We start from the raw sequence: 17,437 nt of genomic DNA on the forward strand, positions 1-17,437 counted from the left end.
TTCCTAGGAGATTTTTTTATTGCCTGCGTCTTTAGTTGAATTATAAACGCACACAATATACAATGGACAATGGAGAATAGGAAGGATGTGTCAAGGATGAATATGTTTGTGCAGCTATGGAAAAGTTTATACTCGCCGAAAGATATCGCACGTTTTCGCTTTCAAGGAATTGGAAAAACGATTGGATATGTATTTTTGTTAACCTTTCTTTCTATCTTACCGATGGCCTATTACTTAACCACTTCTTTTGTCGAAGGAATTCGCAGTACAAGTGCTCTTTTACAAAATGAACTCCCTTCGTTTACGATTGAAAACGGCCAATTGCATTCTTCTGCCAAAGAGCCCATTCATATTGATCAGCACGGCTTTACCATTATTTTTGACAGCACCGGCCAAGTAACAAAAGAAGATGTAGAGCGCTTTAACAACGCGATCGGGCTTTTAAAACACGAAGCTGTATTAGTTGCCAATCATCAACCACAATATTATAGCTATTCTACGTTTCCAGATATAAAAATAACAGACGAAGATGTCCATTCCTTTATCGAAACCATGCAGTCACTGCTGCCTGTTTTCATTCCGTTGTCGCTTCTTATTATTTATTTATTCGCAAGCGCGAGCAAATTTATTGGCATCTGTATTCTCGCCTTCTTCGGATTAATTTTGCGCAGCACTCTTGATAAAAAACTACAATATCGCCATACTTGGATTATGTCAGCATATGCCGTTACTTTATCAACAGTGTTTTTCACGGTTATGGAGGCGCTGCAAACAGTTGTGCCATATGCTCCATTTATTCATTGGTTCGTCTCGATTGCCGTGCTATTTTTGGCAATGAAAGAAGTTCCTTCCGCAAAACCGCAAAACGAATAGGCCGCTATCGGCAACGATAGTGGCCTTTTTATGCAGCGTTACTCATCTTTTTTTTGGTTCGGCGACTCCCCGAAAAATAGCGTTGCAATGCAGCGGAGGCAAAACGAGCGGTCATATTAAACAAAAGAACCATAATAACAAGTATCGCTGCGGATTTCGCCGCAATTATTTTCGCATCTGGAACAATTCCCTCTGAATTTAATTTCCAAATGTGTACGGTTAACGTTTCTGCCGGCCGAAAAACATTCAATGGGTGTGCTTTGCTCGATAAATCGGCAGCAAAGTTTAATAACGGTGTCGTTAATCCTGCGGTATAAATTAATGCGGCTGCCTCGCCAAAAATTCGCCCCGCTGCTAAAATGACCCCTGTCATGATTTGCGGAAGCGCAGCCGGAAGAATTACTTTCACTAACGTTTGCCACCGCGTCGCTCCTAACCCAAGACTAGCTTCCTTTATGCTCGAGGGAACATCTAAAATCGCATTCTCACATATACGCGTCAATCCTGGCAAGTTTAATATGGTAATCGCCAACGCGCCGCCAATTAACGTGTAGCCCCATCCTGTTAGCGTCACAAACGCCAATAATCCAAACAATCCAACGACAATCGATGGGAGAGATGCCATCGTTTCGATGCACAACCGAATAAAATTAAGCATTCTTCCTTGTTTGGCATATTCCGCCAAATAAATTCCCGCTCCTAATCCTAATGGAACAGAAATCAATAACGTAATAACAAGCATATAAAGCGAGTTAATAAGCTGAGGACCAACTCCTCCACCTGCTTGCGTATTGCTTGGTTTTCCAAACAGAAAATCTGGCTGCCAAAATCCCCAGCCTTTTGACAAAACCGTCACAAAAAAGAAGATAAGCAAACTAATGACGAAAGCAGCAATCACATAAAATATGCCCGTCCAAATTTTATCGACCACTCTCGATCTCATATTATCGTTCCCCTCTTTGTCCGATCATTCGTATAAGCACAATAAAGAAAAAGGAAATAAGCAGCAAAATCATCGCCAATGTCCACAACGCATTGTTCCAAGCAGTACCGTTTATCGTATTAGCCATATCCATCGTTAAAATTCCGGTTAATGTCGCTGTTGGGCTATATAATCCTGAAGGAAGTTTCACCGTGTTTCCGATCACCATTTGCACCGCTAATGCTTCGCCGAACGCTCTTGCCAGCCCAAGGACGATGCCAGTTAAAATTCCTGTTTTTGCTGCTGGAACGATCACCCGGCTAATCGCCTGCCATCTCGTTGACCCAAGTCCGTACGACGCTTCTAAGTAAGAAAACGGAACACTGTTCAGCGCATCTGACGTGATGCTTGTGATCGTCGGTAAAATCATTACACTTAATACGATAATTCCAGCTAACAAACTAAATCCCACGCCGCCAAACCATTCACGAAGAAGCGGAACAAGAATCGTAACACCTAACCAACCGTAAACGACGGACGGAATGCCGACAAGCAGCTCCAATACTGGTTTTAATACGGACGAACCGAATTTTGGAGAAATAAAATGCATGAAAATAGCAAGAGCGATCGCAATCGGCGTGCTTAACAACACCGCTCCAATCGATACAAGCGTTGACCCAACGATAAAAATAACGGCTCCATATTTCGGCTGCGAATCACTTGGCCTCCACTCTGTCGAGAACAGCATTTCCTTCAGAGAAATTCCGCTTTCCGTAAATGACTGGATTCCTTTGCCACAAATAAACGCAATAATAGAAAGAGTAGTAATAACGATCAAGAGACCACAAAAAGTTACTAGGATCCTTCCTATATATTCGTTTTTCCAATAATTGAGCTTTCTTTTCTCTTTCATTCTTCCATCACCTCATGAAGCACAAGACTGGCTAAACGATGTAGCCAGCCTTTAATGGAATTACTCTAATTCAGGCATAGGAATGTAGCCCATTTCTTTTACTTTCGGAGCAAATTCTTTGCTTTTCACGTATTCGATAAATCCGCGCACTGCATCTTTCGGCTCGCCTTTTGTAATCATGTATTCATAAGACCAGAAAGGATACTTTTCCGTTTTGATATTTTCGATCGTTGGTTCTACACCATCGATTTTTAACGTTTTTAAATCTTTCTTTTCACCGATTAAGTAGGACATCGCAATATAACTAATCGATCCCGGCGTTGAGTTAATCGCTTGTTCGACCGCACCATTGGAATCTTGAACAGTTCCAATCGCTTCGTTTATTTTTACGTCTTTCATCACCGTTTTTTCAAAAGTAGCACGTGTTCCAGAGGAAGCAGGACGATTAATGACGTTAATTTTTTCGTCTTTTCCGCCAACATCTTTCCAGTTTGTAATTTTTCCAGAGAAAATATCTTGAATTTGTTGTACTGTTAAAGAATCAACATTGACATCTTTATTCACTACAAGGGCAAAAGCAATTCCTGCTACTTTATGATCGATAAGCTCTCCAGCTTTTGATTTATCTTCCAGCTTTTCTGCAGATGGAACATCCGAGTTTCCGATTTGTACAGCACCAGCAGCAACTTGGTTAACGCCTGTTCCGCTTCCTCCCCCTTGTACAGTAATCGAAACATCAGGGTATTTTTCCATAAATTGATTTGCTGCTTCTTCAGCAAGCGGTTGAAGAGCGGTTGATCCAGCTAACGTAATCGTTCCAGAATACGATTCTTCTTGCTTTGTTTCTGTGTTTCCGGAATTTTCCCCTGTTGTGTTATCCGATTTTCCGCACCCCGCAAGCATCCCCGTTATTAACAATGCAGCAATTCCGAATCTGATTGGTTTTTTCCGCATCATCGATTGACCCTCCCAATTATTTTCTGTTGCCCATGTACATGTTCATTGTAACGAACGAGTTTTATGCCTTTATTAAGCAAATGTTAAGTTTACGTAAAGAAGACAAGCATATTTTACATATTTTTTTCGGGACGAGCATACATAGTTACTAACAACGTTCATTGGAGGAATAATAGGTGAAAAAAGCAATCAGCGCCTTCGTCCTATGTCTCGCCATCTATATCATTTATTACGATGTAACAACAGGGACATTGATCGCTTCAACGAAAGCAACAGCACCCCCGGAACATACTGCAGACGCAAAAACAAACGTTCATATCCCGTATCAAATGGTAGCCGTCAAACCGGGAGATACGCTATTGTCCATTATGGAAAAGCTGCAAAACGGGTCGATTCCCGTTCCTATTGACAAGGCGATCACCGACTTTGAAGCATTAAATCCAGGCGAAAAAGCACAAACATTACAAATTGGAAAAAAATATAAAATACCGGTATACAAACATTAAGCTGCGAATTTCTTGTCAAGTGACGATAAACATTGTTACAATAGTTCAGAAAGCGAAATGAACTTGTTTCTTAAAGGAGCGAATTTCTCGTGGGTGAAATTATTCATCGTTCAAAAACTCGTCCTGTTCGCGTTGGCAATTTAACGATTGGCGGAAATAACGAGGTTATTATCCAAAGCATGACAACAACAAAAACGCATGATGTAGAAGCAACGGTTGCTCAAATAAAGCGGCTTGAGGAAGCGGGATGCCAAATTGTCCGCGTTGCTTGTCCAGACGAGCGCGCGGCCAACGCTATTCCGGAAATCAAAAAGCGCATTAACATTCCGCTGGTGGCGGATATTCATTTTGACTATAAACTAGCCCTTAAAGCGATTGAAGGCGGAGCCGATAAAATTCGCATCAATCCTGGAAATATTGGACGCCGTGAAAAAGTGGAAGCGGTCGTGAAAGCAGCAAAAGAACGCGGCATACCGATCCGCATCGGCGTCAACGCTGGTTCCTTAGAAAAACGGATTTTAGAAAAATACGGCTATCCTACCGCTGACGGCATGGTCGAAAGCGCGTTATACCATATTCGCATTTTAGAAGAACTTGATTTCCACGATATTATCGTTTCGTTAAAAGCGTCCGATGTCCGTTTGGCGATTGAAGCATATGAAAAAGCTGCACGGACATTTGATTATCCGCTCCATCTCGGCATTACTGAATCGGGTACGCTATTTGCCGGAACAGTAAAAAGCGCAGCTGGGCTCGGTGCCATTTTAAGCAAAGGAATCGGCAATACAATTCGCGTATCGCTTAGCGCCGACCCGGTCGAAGAAGTAAAAGTCGCAAAAGAAATATTAAAGGCGTTCGGATTAGCGTCCAATGCGGCTACATTAATTTCCTGTCCAACGTGCGGACGCATTGAAATTGATTTAATCAGCATCGCTAACGAGATTGAAGAATATATTTCAAAAATTAAAGCACCAATTAAAGTCGCGGTGCTCGGGTGCGCCGTCAACGGGCCTGGCGAGGCGCGCGAAGCGGATATTGGCATCGCTGGAGCACGCGGCGAAGGCTTGCTATTCCGTCATGGCAAAATCGTCCGTAAAGTTCCAGAAGAAAAGATGGTTGAAGAATTGAAAAAAGAAGTCGACAAATTAGCGGAAGAATACTTCGCAAAACAAAAAGCTTGACGCTTCATGCGCCAAGCTTTTTACATTAATCATAAAACGGCATGATGAACAGACGGACGATAATCGCTACAACCCCAATACCGATGGCCCATGCACCTAGCGTTTCCGCACCACGCCGGCGTGCGATAAAACCGACAATAATGCCTGTTGCTCCTAATAAGACAGGCCAAATAAATAAGGAAATAATCGAAAGAGCAAGCGCTAACCAGCCTAATCCTGCTCCATTTACTGCTTTTTCGTCCCGTTCATCATAGCGGCGAACTGGTTCTGCTATTTCTGTCGCCGTTTCTTCCATAAAATCACGTTCTGGTTCTTCTTTTCCTATTGATTGCACGTAGCTTTCGTTATACGTGCGGTTGCGATCTTCAACCATGTGCTTCCCTCGCTTTCCTTAATTAAGGAGCATTAATTAGTATGAGACGGTTATGCGAAATTATAAATGTGAATATTTTCTATGGCAAAAAGCGAATAGGAAGCATTGGATTTGTCCCAAATCGCCATCCATATCTTTTATGACAATTACTGTGGGCTTTACTTCTGTACAACGGATCATGAACACAAAATAATGCATACTTGTCCTAATGGTGCTACAATATACATGGATGTTTGGATTAAAGGAGTGCAAAAATAAATATGAAAAAGCGGCTTGGTATTGATATTGATGGGACGGTTACTTGTCCGAGTACTTTTATTCCATATTTGAACCAATCTTTTCAGAAAAATTTAACACTGAATGACATTACCCAATATAATTTAGCTCCACTGTATGATACAACGGAAGAAGAAATGGATCGATGGATGGAAAAATACGAGGCAATGATTTACGAATGTGCTCCGCTGGCGGAACATGCGCTTGAAGTCATCAATAGCTGGAAAAACAAATATGAATTATTTTATATAAGCGCCCGAGGCAGACATTTATATGATCTGACTGAACGATGGTTTCAAATAAACGGCATTCATTATCATCATATTGAATTAATTGGTTCACACGACAAAATTGAAGCGGTAAAAACATATCATATTTCCGCCTTTTTCGAAGACAAATACGACAATGCCTGCGATATTGCCGAAGAATGCAATATTCCCGTCATTTTATTTGATACGCCATATAATCAAGGCCCCCTTCCTAAGCAAGTGATTCGTGTTAAAAACTGGCTCGAAGCAAAGCAACATATTGAACGGCTTCTATAAATGACCAAAGGGATATCTCCTTATGTGGAGATATCCCTTTGGCATTCCGGGCATTTCCCATATATTTCAAATTTATGATCGGATATTTCATATCCATGCAATTGCCCTGTTAAATCGTCCATCGGGCAAACCGAAATTTCTTTTGTTTTTCCACATTCTATACAAATAAAATGATGGTGATGATGAGGCGCGCTGCATGTAAAACGGAAGTGTTTTTCTCCTGATAACTCGGTCATTTCCAAAATACCAAGTCCTACAAATAGCGATAAATTGCGATAAATCGTATCAAAACTTAATCCCGGATAATCGTCCCGTAATGCTTCTAATACATCTTTGGCAGTTAAATATTTATCGGTGTTAGCAAATAGCTGCAGCATATCTTCCCGCTTGCCAGTGTGTTTAAATCCCTTTTTTTTCATTAAGCGAATTGCTTCCTCAACATTCATCGCTCCTCATCCCCTTTTCCAATTTTTCCACATGATTACGATAAGCAAAATGAAAACGGCAAGCATGACGATCGTTCCACCAGGTGCCAAATCAAGCTGATATGACAGCAGCAAACCAGCAATAACAGATAATTCACCAAACAAAATCGAATAACCAATCGCCTGCTTAAATCCTTTTGCAATCCGAATGCTCGCCGCCACAGGAAGCGTCATTAACGAAGAAATAAGCAATACGCCGACAATCCGCATTGATGCAGCAATCACGAGCGCTACTAAAACGATAAATATAAAATGAATAAGCTTCGCACGAATGCCAGAGATCGCCGCATACTCTTCATCAAATGAAAGGAGAAATAATTCTTTATATAACAATAAAATAATGCCAATGACAACACAAGCAATGATAAATACCGTCCATACGTCTTGACGGCTCACTGCACTTACACTGCCAAACAAATAGGAAAATAAATCCGTATTAAATCCATCGGCAAGTGAAATAAAAATTACACTAAGACCAATTCCACCAGAAAGAATGATCGGAATCGCTAATTCTTGATAATGTTTATATATTGCTCGCAATTTTTCAATAAACAGTGAACCTAAAACGGAAAACCCCATTCCCACATAAAGCGGATTCCAGTTTGTAAAATAAGCAAAGCTTTTGCCCAACAGCAAACTTGCCGCAATACCGGCAAGCGTCACATGGCTGAGCGCATCGGCAATTAACGACAGACGACGGACAACAATAAATACACCGAGGAGCGGAGCAGCCAAGCCGATTAATATTCCAGCTATAAACGCGTTGCGTAAAAATTCGTATTGCCATATTGCTTCAATCATCGTGCCATTCCTCCATCAATGTTGATGAGAAAGCACATGAAGTGAATGCCCGTAAAATTGCGACAATGCCTGCTCCTCGAGCTTCTCAAATTCTTCAGCTTTCCCATGAAAATATAAATGTTTATTTAGACATGCAACATGCGTCACTTTTTTGGTAATGGTCCCAATATCATGCGTGACGAGTACAAGCGTAATGCCAAGGCGCCGGTTTAGCACATCAAGCATGTTGTAAAAACTTTGTACGTGATGAATATCAACACCAACAGTCGGCTCATCTAAAATAAGCAATTCAGGTTTGCTGACAATCGCCCGGGCAATAAATACACGCTGCTGTTGCCCGCCGGATAATTCTCCGATGTTTTGGCGGGAAAAATCGCTCATCCCAACCGCTTCAATTGCCTCCAATACCGCCTGTCTATCTTTTTTTGTAAAAAAGCGAAACATTCCGCGTTTAGCCGTTAATCCGCTTGCGACAACTTCGTACACAGTGGCAGGGAATCCGGTATTAAAGCTGTTTGCCTTTTGTGATACAAAGCCGATGCGGTGCCAATCTTTAAACGACTCGATTGGCGTCCCAAACAAATAAATATTGCCTTGCTGCGGTTTTAATACGCCTAATACGCATTTTAAAAGCGTCGATTTCCCTGAACCATTCGGACCGACGATCCCTAAAAACGCACCTTTAGGCACGGCCAAATTGATATCTTCCAACACGTTCTCTCTTTCGTACCGAAATGAGACATGTTCGATTTTCAACACATATTCTGTTTTCATTCTGTTCTCCCCTGCTAATTCAGAATAATTACGATTTAACTACGAACGTAGTATAACCGATCGAACGGCATTTGTAAATGTTAATGAATCGCCGATTTAATCTGGAATTAAATAATCTAAAATAAGCGAACTCCCGATAACCCGACCATCAATAATTCGGTTTGGGATTAAAAGCTGCTCGATCGAAAATGACGCAAGGGAAGCTCCCAAAAAAATAAAGAAAAAATATGGCTGAGAGCCTCCTTTTTATGTTGTTTCTGTGCCAAAAAACACCCTTCCTTTTTTGTTTTTGTTTCATTACAATACACGTTTTGGCTCTTCATTTCATATGATGCCTATGGAAGAGGAGGAGTCGAAAATGAACCTTTATCAACAGCTCATTCAGCAAAAAATAAAAACGATCACCCCCGAGGAGCTTGTTTCATATAGTCATGATTACGACATTCCATTAACGGTGGAACAAGCGAAAAAAATTCTCCATATCGCCCGGACGAATAAAATTAATGTGTTTGATCCACAAGAACGAAAAAAATGGGTGAAAGAACTTGCCAAAATTACATCACCGCAAACCGCTAAAAAAGCAAATGAACTATTTTTAAAATTTATCAATAAAAAGGGCATCTGACTTTTGCCCTTTTTATTCATCATTCATAATTTTTGTCAACAACTCTTCATCAAATATTTGCGCGCGCAACATGGCAATTTCGTGCTTATATGGCGGTTTTTTATTGTTTTTATCCTCTCCGACATACGGTGTTTCTAAAATTTTCGGAATGTCGGCAAGCTGTGGATGATGAACGATATAGTTTAATGCGGCAAAACCGATATGTCCAAAACCGATGTTTTCGTGGCGGTCTTTCCGGCTTCCGCGCGGATTTTTGCTATCGTTAATATGGAGCACTTTAAGCCGGTCTAACCCGATAATTCGATCGAATTCTTCCAATACCCCATCAAAATCATCGACGATGTTATAACCGGCATCATGCGTATGGCACGTATCAAAGCAAACCGACAATTTTTCGTTATGGGTGACACCATCAATAATTTGGGCGAGTTCCTCAAAGCTGCGGCCGCATTCCGAACCTTTTCCCGCCATTGTTTCTAACGCGATTTGCACCGTTTGTTCACGCGTTAATACTTCATTTAACCCCTCAATAATTTTGCGGATTCCTGCTTCCGGGCCTGCCCCAACATGCGCTCCAGGATGAAGAACAATTTGTTTTGCGCCAATCGCCTCGGTCCGTTCGATTTCAGATCGCAAAAATTCTACACCGAGAGCAAACGTGTCCGGATTTTTTGTGTTGCCGATATTAATGATATATGGAGCGTGTACAACAATTTCTTCAATGCCATGCTCTTTCATATGGGCAAGCCCTGCTTCAATATTCAGCTCCTCAATTTTTTTACGCCGTGTATTTTGCGGAGCCCCCGTGTAAATCATAAACGTATTTGCTCCGTAGGAAACAGCTTCCTCACTTGCTGCAAGCAGCATCTTTTTTCCGCTCATTGACACATGTGATCCAATTTTTAACATTTCTCTTCTCCCTTTCCTGTTTAACATGTTATTGTTTCTTTAAACGCCGCAACCGCTTTTTTTGTTTTTCTATTTCGGCAAGCAACTTTTTCTTATAACCTGGCTTGATTTGTTTCGATTTTTTCATTTTCGCAAGAAGCTGCTCTATTTCCCCATCTTGCTTGGCCCGCTTGCTTCGCCGATTCCAAGGCGGCAAATCTACCCATTCTCCACGGATAAGATCGCGATGAAGAAACTCAATTCCCATTTTTTCTAATTTGGTTATTGCATCTTGATCCGATGGTTCATAAATCGTCGTCGCAATTCCTGTGTAACCAGCGCGCGCAGTGCGGCCGACACGATGAATGTAAAACTGTAAATCTTTTGGCAGTTCGTAGTTAATGACATGGCTTACTCCTTCAATATCAATGCCGCGGGCAGCTAGATCGGTAGCAACAATATATTGAAACTCCAAATCGCGAATTTGCCTCATCATTTTTTTACGTTCGCGCGGAGTTAGATCACCGTGTAAAATCCCGACTTTCATCCCTTTTTCGATCAGCCTATCTGCCACTTCATCCGCCATTTTTTTTGTATTGGTAAATACAATTGCTAAATACGGATTATACGCAACTAACATTTCGTGCAGCAGCTTCGCTTTATCACGGCTGCGAAGCGGCACAAGAACGTGCTCAATTTTTTCCGCTGTGACTTGCTTTGGTGCAACATGAACATATTTTGGATTTTCCATATATTTTTTCAAAAATGGTTTTAACTTTTCCGGGATTGTCGCAGAAAAGACGAGCATTTGCAGTTCTTTTGGCATGCGTGCTGCAATTTGATCGACATCGACAATAAATCCCATATCTAACATTAAGTCTGCTTCGTCAACGACAAGTGTAGTTGCTGTCCAAACATTCAGTGCTTGTTCGCGAATGAGGTCGTTAATTCTTCCTGGAGTTCCAACTACGATATGGGGCTGTGTTTTCAATTTTTCGATCGCTTTTTGCTTATCTGTTCCTCCAATAAAGCAACGTGCCGTAATTTGTCTATCACTCGGACAAAATTTTATAATTTTTAAAATTTCATGGTAAATTTGCGTTGCAAGCTCCCGCGTCGGTGCGGTAATAACCGCTTGTACCGCCTCGTGATCCGGGTCAATTTTTTCAATGATCGGCAATAAATAGGCGTGAGTCTTTCCTGTTCCTGTTTGCGACTGACCAATCACACTTTCGCCGCGAAGAATGCTCGGAATGATGCGCTCCTGAATTTCTGTTGGTTTATAAAAACGAAGCTCCTTAATCGCTTCAATAATAAATGGCTGAAATGAAAATCTCTCAAATAACGTTTCCTTCATTCGCCACTACTCCCTTCTGCTTCAATTTAACGACCAAATCCGAATAACTCGATTCATCATTATATCTGATTTTTGCACAAGGCTGCAACTTAGACCGTAAACGAAAAACATTTCCCATTTTTTCGCATACTTTATGAAAGAGATATTCTCTTACTTCAGCCTAGAAAGGAGGAAAATGCGATGATTTACAACCGGCCACCGATATTTCCTTTTTCCCCGATGCCACGCTCCTTTTCAGGAATGCCGCCTTCCTTTCCTATGATGAGAACACCCGGTCCCCGCCCGGGCTTTGGCGGTTTCTTATCGCAATTATTTTCAAGGGGACGGCCGATCGCTTCTCCATCTCCGTGGATAACACCTGCGATTCGTCACGCCGCTGCCACTACGGGCGCTGGCGCAAACACAGGCGGGGGCTTTATCGGCATGTTGACAAACATCCAAAAAATGTTAGGCGTCGCACAAAACGTCATGCCAATGGTGCAGCAATACGGACCGCTGATAAAAAACCTTCCAGCTATGGTAAAAATATTTAGAGAATTAAAAACAACCGAGCAAGAAGAGAACAAAACAGAAAAAAACATTCCGGAAAATAAGAAAAAAACATCATCTTCATCCAAAAAACGCACTGTACCGAAAGTGAAAACATCCGAAAATAAATCATCCCAATCTACAAAAACACCAAAGCCATCTACGCCAAAACTATATGTTTAAAATGTGTTATACTTTGTGTTCTTCCACTTTCTCCGATATAATGTAAAAGAAAGAGATAGTCTCTCCGTATGTCGGAGTTTAGGAGGAACCAATATGGAAGTGATTAAAATTACCCCTCGCGGTTACTGCTACGGGGTTGTTGATGCGATGGTAATCGCAAGAAATGTAGCATTAGATCCTACGTTGCCAAGACCGATTTATATTCTCGGAATGATCGTTCACAATAAACATGTTACCGACGCATTTGCCGAGGAAGGAATTATTACGCTCGATGGAGAAAACCGATTAGAGATTCTAGAAAAAATTGACAAAGGGACAGTGATCTTTACTGCGCACGGCGTATCGCCCGAAGTGAAAAGGCGCGCCCGCGAAAAAGGGCTTGTCACGATCGATGCGACATGTCCAGACGTGACAAAAACCCATAACTTAATTAAAGAAAAGCTGGCGGACGGATATGAAATTATTTATATTGGCAAAAAGGGCCATCCCGAACCAGAAGGAGCGGTCGGCATTGATCCGACGCGCATCCATCTTGTCGAAACGATGGAAGATGTGGAACGTCTAACGATTGAAAACGACCGCATCATGGTGACAAACCAAACAACGATGAGCCAATGGGATGTTGCCGATATTATGGCAAAAGTAAAAGAAAAATATCCACATGTCGAAATGCATAAAGAAATTTGCATGGCAACCCAGCTCCGCCAAGAGGCAGTGGCGGAACAGGCAAAAGACGCCGATGTCACAATCGTCGTTGGCGATCCAAGAAGCAACAACTCCAATCGCCTTGCGCAAGTATCGGAAGAAATTGCTGGCACGAAAGCGTACCGCGTTGCCGATGTAACAGAAATTGATATTAATTGGATTAAAGACGCAAAAAAAGTAGCCGTTACAGCAGGAGCTTCAACACCAACCCCAATTACAAAAGAAGTAATCGATTTTTTAGAGCAGTTTGATCCGAATGATCCTAATACATGGAAACGCGAGCGGAAAGTACCGCTGCAAAAAATTTTACCGAAAGTAAAAGCAAAAAAAGAATAAAGCAATGGCCGATATTCGTTTAGCGAATATCGGCTATATGTTTATACGAACGTAAATGGATCGGTATGCACTTTCGAAATGCAGACGGTCGTTGCAAACTGATGTTTAGCAAACGCATTTTCTAAAAAGCGAGCGACCCCTTGTTTCATTACTTTCTCCACATTATGTCCCGGATCCACGATATTTAGCCCAAGCATCATTGCATCGTGCGCAACATGATAATATACATCCCCCGTCACATAAACATCAGCGCCGGCTAATTTTGCTTGTGAGATATATTTATTTCCATCACCGCCAACCACTGCGACTTTTTGAACCATATCTTGCAAATGGCCAACAACACGCACCGCCGGAACGTCCAACGCTTTTTTCACATGCTCTGCAAACTCCCCAAGTGTCATCGCTTCCGGCAAGCGGCCAATTCTTCCTAATCCGAATACTTTTCCTTTATTTTCAAGCGGATATATGTCATACGCCACTTCTTCGTATGGATGTGCTTTTAACATCGCAGAAATAACCTTGTTTTGCAAGGAAGCCGGGACAATCGTTTCAATACGCACCTCTTCCACTTGCTCCAGTGTCCCGGATTTCCCGATAAACGGATTCGCCCCTTCTAGCGGTAAAAAAGTACCGATACCGCGGCCGTTGAACGTACAATGGCTGTAGTTGCCGATATGGCCTGCCCCCGCGTTACCGATCGCCTCACGAACAAGGTCGGCATGTGTCTCCGGAACATAAACGACTAGTTTTTTCAGCGGCTCTTCATACGTCGGAATCAATACATCTACATGCTCCAGCCCCAACGCCTCCGCTAACCAGTCATTTACCCCTCCATTGGCGATATCTAAATTCGTATGAGCAGCATAAATGGCAATATGATGTTTCATACATTTTTCAATGATACGTCCTTGCGCTTGATCAGTAATGATCTGCTTTAGCGGACGGTAAAGCGGTGGATGGTGCGCGATAATAAGATCTACCTCTTCCGCTACAGCCTCATCGATTACTTCTTCTAAAACATCCAAGGCAATCATTACCTTTTTGACTGGTTTATTTAACGTTCCAATTTGCAAACCGATTCTGTCGCCTTCCATCGCTAAATGTTTTGGTGCAAATTGCTCAAATAATTGAATGATTTCATGACCGCTTGGAATTCTGTTCACCGCAATGCCTCCTCAACCATCTTCATTTTTTTCTCTAGTTCTCGTTTTTTTGCGACGGCAGACTCTGTTTCTGCCTTTTCATTTAATTGGCGGTAAATCTGTTTCCAGTGAGCAAGTTCATGACGCCATTTTTTTAAAAACACATCATTTTTTTCTTTCAATAAAAACGGGCCTAACAATAATTCCGTCTCTATATTTTCATATGGCCTTTTTCCATCGCCTTTTTCAGCAACAAGCACTTCATAAATTTTCCCCTCTTCTTCCAATATGCGCTCCGCAATCAGTTCCCAGTCATGGTCCAGCATCCATTTGCGCACAATATGCGCGCCGACATTCGGCTGCAAAATCAGCCTCTTTACGCCGAGAAGCTTGTCTTTTCCAGCCTCTAAAATGTTAGCAATCAATGTGCCTCCCATACCGGCAATCGTAATACAGTCCACTTCGCCAGGTTTAATCACTTCCAATCCATCGCCTTTTCGCACAGAAATGACGTCTTTTAGTCCTGTCCTTTCGACTTGTTGTTTGGCGGAGCGAAGCGGACCATCTGCTACTTCGCCCGCTACCGCTTTTGTAATATATCCATGCAAATATGCATAACACGGCAAATATGCATGGTCTGAACCGATATCAGCTAGCTTTGCACCTTTTGGAATGAAAGAGGCAACTGTTTCAAGACGTTTGGACAGACGAAATTCATTCACCTTTTCTATTCACATCCCTTTCACTCTTCTGTATATTGTATCATAAACAAAAAATCCCTTCACCTAAGGCAAAGGGATTTTTTGTTTATTTCAGCTTAGAAAGCCATTTTGCCATTTCATCTGCTTTGTCCGGCGGAACGAGACCTCCAGGCATGGCGCCGCGACCGTTTTGGATCACGTTTTTAATTTCGTCTACCGAAAGCCGTTGGCCCACACCTTTTAATGCCGGACCAGCACCGCCTTCATAATTTTGTCCATGACAGCCGCTGCATGTTTGTTGATAAAATTCTTCTGGATTTGCCGCAGCCGTTTGCTCTGTTTTCTCGCCGCCTTTTTTCTCTTTTGCAAGTTCCTTTGCATCGCCGAGCCCCTTAAATGAAAGCCCAAGAGTAAGTCCGATCCCAATCAGCATAATGATGAAAAATGGGATTAACGGATTTCGATTCATTTTTTTACCTCCCTTATGTATAACCATTGTTCAGCAAATGTAACCGCTACAAACAATTTTATTTTACTGTAAATTACCGCAAAGGAAAAGCCCCTAATCTCATTCTACGACAAAATTGCCAAAAAGTTAAAATAAAAGAAAAACAATTAAAACCCCTATTCCGATTACACCGGATATAAACAAATAAAGAAAACGGAACCGCTTTCCTACGAAGATCCATAATAAACAATTTACGAAAACAATCGATGCAATAACCGCTTTTTGTTTCGGAAAATAATATTCGCCAACTTCGATCGATGCAATAAGAAAAATGAACGCACCACTAATAAGCGGGATATGAACAATATTTCCTTGTCCCTTCCACATCCATGCAGCTATGACGCATATAAAGAAAAAAAGAAATAAAAGGGGCATTTGCAAAACGAATGACAATTCAGTAAAATAAATGACAAGAGCATTTGCTGGCAACAATAGACAAATGAATGCCACTAAAAGGAAACGGATCATCCCCCGTTGACGAGTTCGGAGGATGTCGCTTGGGCATTTTTTATACTCGCCCTCCGTATATAATGCCAGCAAATAATCGCAATATTGCTCTGGAAGGAGGCGAGAACGTTTCCAATATTCAATTTCCCGTACAATAATTTCGCGCCTTTGTTTGTTCATAATTAATCGGCCTCTCGAAAAGGAAAGGAAAAATAGTTTACTTCTCAAATAGTACAAGAAGTAAACTATTTAGAAAGTGGCTACTCTAAAAAGTCTTTTAACCGTTTGCTGCGGCTTGGATGACGCAACTTGCGAAGCGCTTTTGCTTCAATTTGACGAATGCGTTCGCGGGTAACACCAAATACTTTTCCGACCTCTTCGAGCGTCCGCGTACGACCGTCGTCTAGCCCAAAACGCAAACGAAGCACGTTTTCTTCGCGGTCTGTAAGTGTATCTAATACATCTTCTAGCTGTTCCTTTAACAGCTCGTAGGCCGCATGCTCGGATGGCGATGTCGCTTCTTGGTCTTCAATGAAATCACCTAAATGTGAATCATCTTCTTCGCCAATTGGCGTTTCAAGAGAAACTGGTTCTTGGGCGATTTTTAAAATTTCGCGCACTTTTTCTGGAGTTAAATCCATCTCTTCAGCGATTTCTTCTGGAGTTGGTTCACGTCCAAGATCTTGAAGTAATTGCCGTTGCACGCGAATAAGTTTATTAATGGTTTCCACCATATGCACTGGTATACGAATGGTCCGTGCTTGATCAGCAATCGCACGCGTAATTGCTTGACGGATCCACCATGTTGCATAAGTGCTAAATTTATATCCTTTACGATAATCAAACTTTTCGACTGCTTTAATAAGCCCCATATTTCCTTCTTGAATTAAGTCAAGAAATAGCATGCCGCGACCGACGTAACGTTTAGCAATGCTAACAACAAGACGAAGGTTTGCTTCTGTTAAGCGGCGTTTTGCTTCTTCGTCGCCTTGTTCGATTCGTTTCGCTAGTTCAATTTCTTCTTCAGCAGACAGTAGTGGAACGCGCCCGATTTCCTTTAAGTACATGCGCACAGGATCGTTAATTTTTACGCCAGGAGGAACCGATAAATCATTTAAATCAAATTCTTCTTCTTTTGATAAATCATCGATATCAGGATCAGCGTCTAAATCAGATTCACTAATGACTTCGATCCCTTGATCAGCTAAGTATTCGTAAAATTCGTCCATTTGGTCAGAATCAAGATCAAAACCGGATAAACGTTCAGCAATTTCTTCATATGTTAAAATACCGCGTTTTTTACCAAGCTCTGTCAGCTGTTCTTTCGCTTGTTCAAATGTTACGTCTGCATCGGCTTGTTTTGAACGAGCTGGTTTTTCAGCCATTTCACTACCTCCTTTAACTTATAACA

The 17,437-nt window shown here is 41.7% G+C and carries 22 protein-coding genes; 7 read left to right on the plus strand and 15 right to left on the minus strand.

Annotated features, from left to right (window positions below):
- The first annotated feature begins 96 nt into the window (after positions 1–96).
- On the plus strand, positions 97–873 hold the full coding sequence (locus DCC82_RS13050; protein WP_015864504.1) for a DUF1189 domain-containing protein: 777 nt from the start codon (positions 97–99) through the stop codon (positions 871–873).
- Between the two features lie 28 nt (positions 874–901).
- On the opposite strand, the gene pstA is transcribed toward DCC82_RS13050, so the two are convergent.
- From pstA to DCC82_RS13065, 3 genes are read right to left on the minus strand one after another with little or no spacing between them, the layout of a single operon-like run.
- Complete coding sequence (pstA, locus tag DCC82_RS13055) at positions 902–1,816, minus strand: phosphate ABC transporter permease PstA (RefSeq protein ID WP_097354750.1); 915 nt, start codon at positions 1,814–1,816, stop codon at positions 902–904.
- A gap of 1 nt (position 1,817) precedes the next feature.
- Entirely contained in the window at positions 1,818–2,708 is an 891-nt protein-coding gene (pstC, locus tag DCC82_RS13060) for a phosphate ABC transporter permease subunit PstC (protein ID WP_015864506.1), read from the minus strand.
- A gap of 60 nt (positions 2,709–2,768) precedes the next feature.
- Positions 2,769–3,665 carry a phosphate ABC transporter substrate-binding protein PstS family protein gene (locus tag DCC82_RS13065; protein ID WP_171698599.1) on the minus strand — a complete coding sequence of 299 codons (897 nt, stop codon included), beginning with the start codon at positions 3,663–3,665 and terminating at the stop codon, positions 2,769–2,771.
- Between the two features lie 176 nt (positions 3,666–3,841).
- On the opposite strand from DCC82_RS13065, the gene DCC82_RS13070 reads away from it, so the two are divergent.
- On the plus strand, positions 3,842–4,171 hold the full coding sequence (locus tag DCC82_RS13070) for a LysM peptidoglycan-binding domain-containing protein (RefSeq protein ID WP_015864508.1): 330 nt from the start codon (positions 3,842–3,844) through the stop codon (positions 4,169–4,171).
- Positions 4,172–4,260: 89 nt separating this feature from the next.
- On the plus strand, positions 4,261–5,352 hold the full coding sequence (gene ispG, locus DCC82_RS13075) for a flavodoxin-dependent (E)-4-hydroxy-3-methylbut-2-enyl-diphosphate synthase (RefSeq protein WP_015864509.1): 1,092 nt from the start codon (positions 4,261–4,263) through the stop codon (positions 5,350–5,352).
- 25 nt (positions 5,353–5,377) lie between these two features.
- On the opposite strand, the gene DCC82_RS13080 is transcribed toward ispG, so the two are convergent.
- Positions 5,378–5,725, minus strand: a complete 348-nt coding sequence (locus tag DCC82_RS13080) for a hypothetical protein (RefSeq protein ID WP_097354751.1) — start codon at positions 5,723–5,725, stop codon at positions 5,378–5,380.
- Positions 5,726–5,985: 260 nt separating this feature from the next.
- Here DCC82_RS13080 and DCC82_RS13085 point away from each other — a divergent pair, with 260 nt between their 5' ends.
- Positions 5,986–6,546, plus strand: a complete 561-nt coding sequence (locus DCC82_RS13085; protein WP_097354752.1) for a hypothetical protein — start codon at positions 5,986–5,988, stop codon at positions 6,544–6,546.
- Between the two features lie 20 nt (positions 6,547–6,566).
- Here the strand turns inward: DCC82_RS13085 and zur are convergent, their stop codons facing one another.
- The 4 genes from zur to DCC82_RS13105 all read right to left on the minus strand — a co-directional run bounded on the left by zur (position 6,567) and on the right by DCC82_RS13105 (position 8,816).
- A complete protein-coding gene (gene zur, locus DCC82_RS13090; RefSeq protein ID WP_062752930.1) occupies positions 6,567–6,992 on the minus strand; it encodes a zinc uptake transcriptional repressor Zur in 426 nt (141 codons plus the stop codon).
- Positions 6,993–6,998: 6 nt separating this feature from the next.
- The gene (locus DCC82_RS13095; protein ID WP_015864513.1) at positions 6,999–7,832 is read right to left on the minus strand and encodes a metal ABC transporter permease; all 834 of its coding nucleotides are present in this window, start codon (positions 7,830–7,832) and stop codon (positions 6,999–7,001) included.
- A gap of 15 nt (positions 7,833–7,847) precedes the next feature.
- Positions 7,848–8,606: a metal ABC transporter ATP-binding protein gene (locus DCC82_RS13100; protein ID WP_062752932.1), complete on the minus strand. Its 759-nt coding sequence runs from the start codon at positions 8,604–8,606 to the stop codon at positions 7,848–7,850.
- Between the two features lie 96 nt (positions 8,607–8,702).
- Positions 8,703–8,816 carry a hypothetical protein gene (locus DCC82_RS13105; protein WP_373467249.1) on the minus strand — a complete coding sequence of 38 codons (114 nt, stop codon included), beginning with the start codon at positions 8,814–8,816 and terminating at the stop codon, positions 8,703–8,705.
- Between the two features lie 148 nt (positions 8,817–8,964).
- Here DCC82_RS13105 and DCC82_RS13110 point away from each other — a divergent pair, with 148 nt between their 5' ends.
- On the plus strand, positions 8,965–9,231 hold the full coding sequence (locus DCC82_RS13110) for a DUF2624 domain-containing protein (protein ID WP_015864515.1): 267 nt from the start codon (positions 8,965–8,967) through the stop codon (positions 9,229–9,231).
- 12 nt (positions 9,232–9,243) lie between these two features.
- On the opposite strand, the gene DCC82_RS13115 is transcribed toward DCC82_RS13110, so the two are convergent.
- Together DCC82_RS13115 and DCC82_RS13120 are read right to left on the minus strand one after the other, a co-directional pair.
- A complete protein-coding gene (locus DCC82_RS13115; protein ID WP_062678755.1) occupies positions 9,244–10,140 on the minus strand; it encodes a deoxyribonuclease IV in 897 nt (298 codons plus the stop codon).
- 28 nt (positions 10,141–10,168) lie between these two features.
- Positions 10,169–11,476: a DEAD/DEAH box helicase gene (locus DCC82_RS13120; RefSeq protein WP_015864517.1), complete on the minus strand. Its 1,308-nt coding sequence runs from the start codon at positions 11,474–11,476 to the stop codon at positions 10,169–10,171.
- Between the two features lie 180 nt (positions 11,477–11,656).
- On the opposite strand from DCC82_RS13120, the gene vrrA reads away from it, so the two are divergent.
- Positions 11,657–12,187, plus strand: coding sequence for a VrrA/YqfQ family protein (gene vrrA, locus DCC82_RS13125; protein ID WP_097354753.1), 531 nt, complete (start codon positions 11,657–11,659; stop codon positions 12,185–12,187).
- Positions 12,188–12,280: 93 nt separating this feature from the next.
- Complete coding sequence (locus DCC82_RS13130; RefSeq protein ID WP_015864519.1) at positions 12,281–13,228, plus strand: 4-hydroxy-3-methylbut-2-enyl diphosphate reductase; 948 nt, start codon at positions 12,281–12,283, stop codon at positions 13,226–13,228.
- A 41-nt stretch (positions 13,229–13,269) separates the two neighbouring features.
- On the opposite strand, the gene DCC82_RS13135 is transcribed toward DCC82_RS13130, so the two are convergent.
- From DCC82_RS13135 to rpoD, 5 genes are all read right to left on the minus strand, one after another.
- A complete protein-coding gene (locus tag DCC82_RS13135; RefSeq protein ID WP_015864520.1) occupies positions 13,270–14,391 on the minus strand; it encodes a Nif3-like dinuclear metal center hexameric protein in 1,122 nt (373 codons plus the stop codon).
- Positions 14,388–15,092, minus strand: a complete 705-nt coding sequence (locus DCC82_RS13140; protein ID WP_015864521.1) for a tRNA (adenine(22)-N(1))-methyltransferase — start codon at positions 15,090–15,092, stop codon at positions 14,388–14,390. The genes DCC82_RS13135 and DCC82_RS13140 overlap by 4 nt, the downstream gene beginning before the upstream one ends.
- 85 nt (positions 15,093–15,177) lie before the next feature.
- Complete coding sequence (gene cccA, locus DCC82_RS13145; protein ID WP_097354754.1) at positions 15,178–15,540, minus strand: cytochrome c550; 363 nt, start codon at positions 15,538–15,540, stop codon at positions 15,178–15,180.
- 126 nt (positions 15,541–15,666) lie between these two features.
- Entirely contained in the window at positions 15,667–16,206 is a 540-nt protein-coding gene (locus DCC82_RS13150) for a hypothetical protein (protein ID WP_015864523.1), read from the minus strand.
- A gap of 80 nt (positions 16,207–16,286) precedes the next feature.
- The gene (gene rpoD / locus DCC82_RS13155; RefSeq protein ID WP_015864524.1) at positions 16,287–17,411 is read right to left on the minus strand and encodes an RNA polymerase sigma factor RpoD; all 1,125 of its coding nucleotides are present in this window, start codon (positions 17,409–17,411) and stop codon (positions 16,287–16,289) included.
- Positions 17,412–17,437: the final 26 nt, after the last annotated feature.

It is taken from the genome of Geobacillus sp. LYN3 (assembly GCF_003064505.1).
Lineage (GTDB): Bacteria > Bacillota > Bacilli > Bacillales > Anoxybacillaceae > Parageobacillus_B > Parageobacillus_B toebii.

Bases quoted from the DNA above. Each gene is read 5' to 3' on its own strand.
- DCC82_RS13050 (WP_015864504.1), top strand. From the start codon at position 97: ATGAATATGTTTGTGCAGCTATGGAAAAGTTTATACTCGCCGAAAGAT.
- pstA (WP_097354750.1), bottom strand. From the start codon at position 1,816: ATGAGATCGAGAGTGGTCGATAAAATTTGGACGGGCATATTTTATGTG.
- pstC (WP_015864506.1), bottom strand. From the start codon at position 2,708: ATGAAAGAGAAAAGAAAGCTCAATTATTGGAAAAACGAATATATAGGA.
- DCC82_RS13065 (WP_171698599.1), bottom strand. From the start codon at position 3,665: ATGATGCGGAAAAAACCAATCAGATTCGGAATTGCTGCATTGTTAATA.
- DCC82_RS13080 (WP_097354751.1), bottom strand. From the start codon at position 5,725: ATGGTTGAAGATCGCAACCGCACGTATAACGAAAGCTACGTGCAATCA.
- DCC82_RS13085 (WP_097354752.1), top strand. From the start codon at position 5,986: ATGAAAAAGCGGCTTGGTATTGATATTGATGGGACGGTTACTTGTCCG.
- zur (WP_062752930.1), bottom strand. From the start codon at position 6,992: ATGAATGTTGAGGAAGCAATTCGCTTAATGAAAAAAAAGGGATTTAAA.
- DCC82_RS13095 (WP_015864513.1), bottom strand. From the start codon at position 7,832: ATGATTGAAGCAATATGGCAATACGAATTTTTACGCAACGCGTTTATA.
- DCC82_RS13100 (WP_062752932.1), bottom strand. From the start codon at position 8,606: ATGAAAACAGAATATGTGTTGAAAATCGAACATGTCTCATTTCGGTAC.
- DCC82_RS13110 (WP_015864515.1), top strand. From the start codon at position 8,965: ATGAACCTTTATCAACAGCTCATTCAGCAAAAAATAAAAACGATCACC.
- DCC82_RS13115 (WP_062678755.1), bottom strand. From the start codon at position 10,140: ATGTTAAAAATTGGATCACATGTGTCAATGAGCGGAAAAAAGATGCTG.
- DCC82_RS13120 (WP_015864517.1), bottom strand. From the start codon at position 11,476: ATGAAGGAAACGTTATTTGAGAGATTTTCATTTCAGCCATTTATTATT.
- vrrA (WP_097354753.1), top strand. From the start codon at position 11,657: ATGATTTACAACCGGCCACCGATATTTCCTTTTTCCCCGATGCCACGC.
- DCC82_RS13130 (WP_015864519.1), top strand. From the start codon at position 12,281: ATGGAAGTGATTAAAATTACCCCTCGCGGTTACTGCTACGGGGTTGTT.
- cccA (WP_097354754.1), bottom strand. From the start codon at position 15,540: ATGAATCGAAATCCGTTAATCCCATTTTTCATCATTATGCTGATTGGG.
- DCC82_RS13150 (WP_015864523.1), bottom strand. From the start codon at position 16,206: ATGAACAAACAAAGGCGCGAAATTATTGTACGGGAAATTGAATATTGG.
- rpoD (WP_015864524.1), bottom strand. From the start codon at position 17,411: ATGGCTGAAAAACCAGCTCGTTCAAAACAAGCCGATGCAGACGTAACA.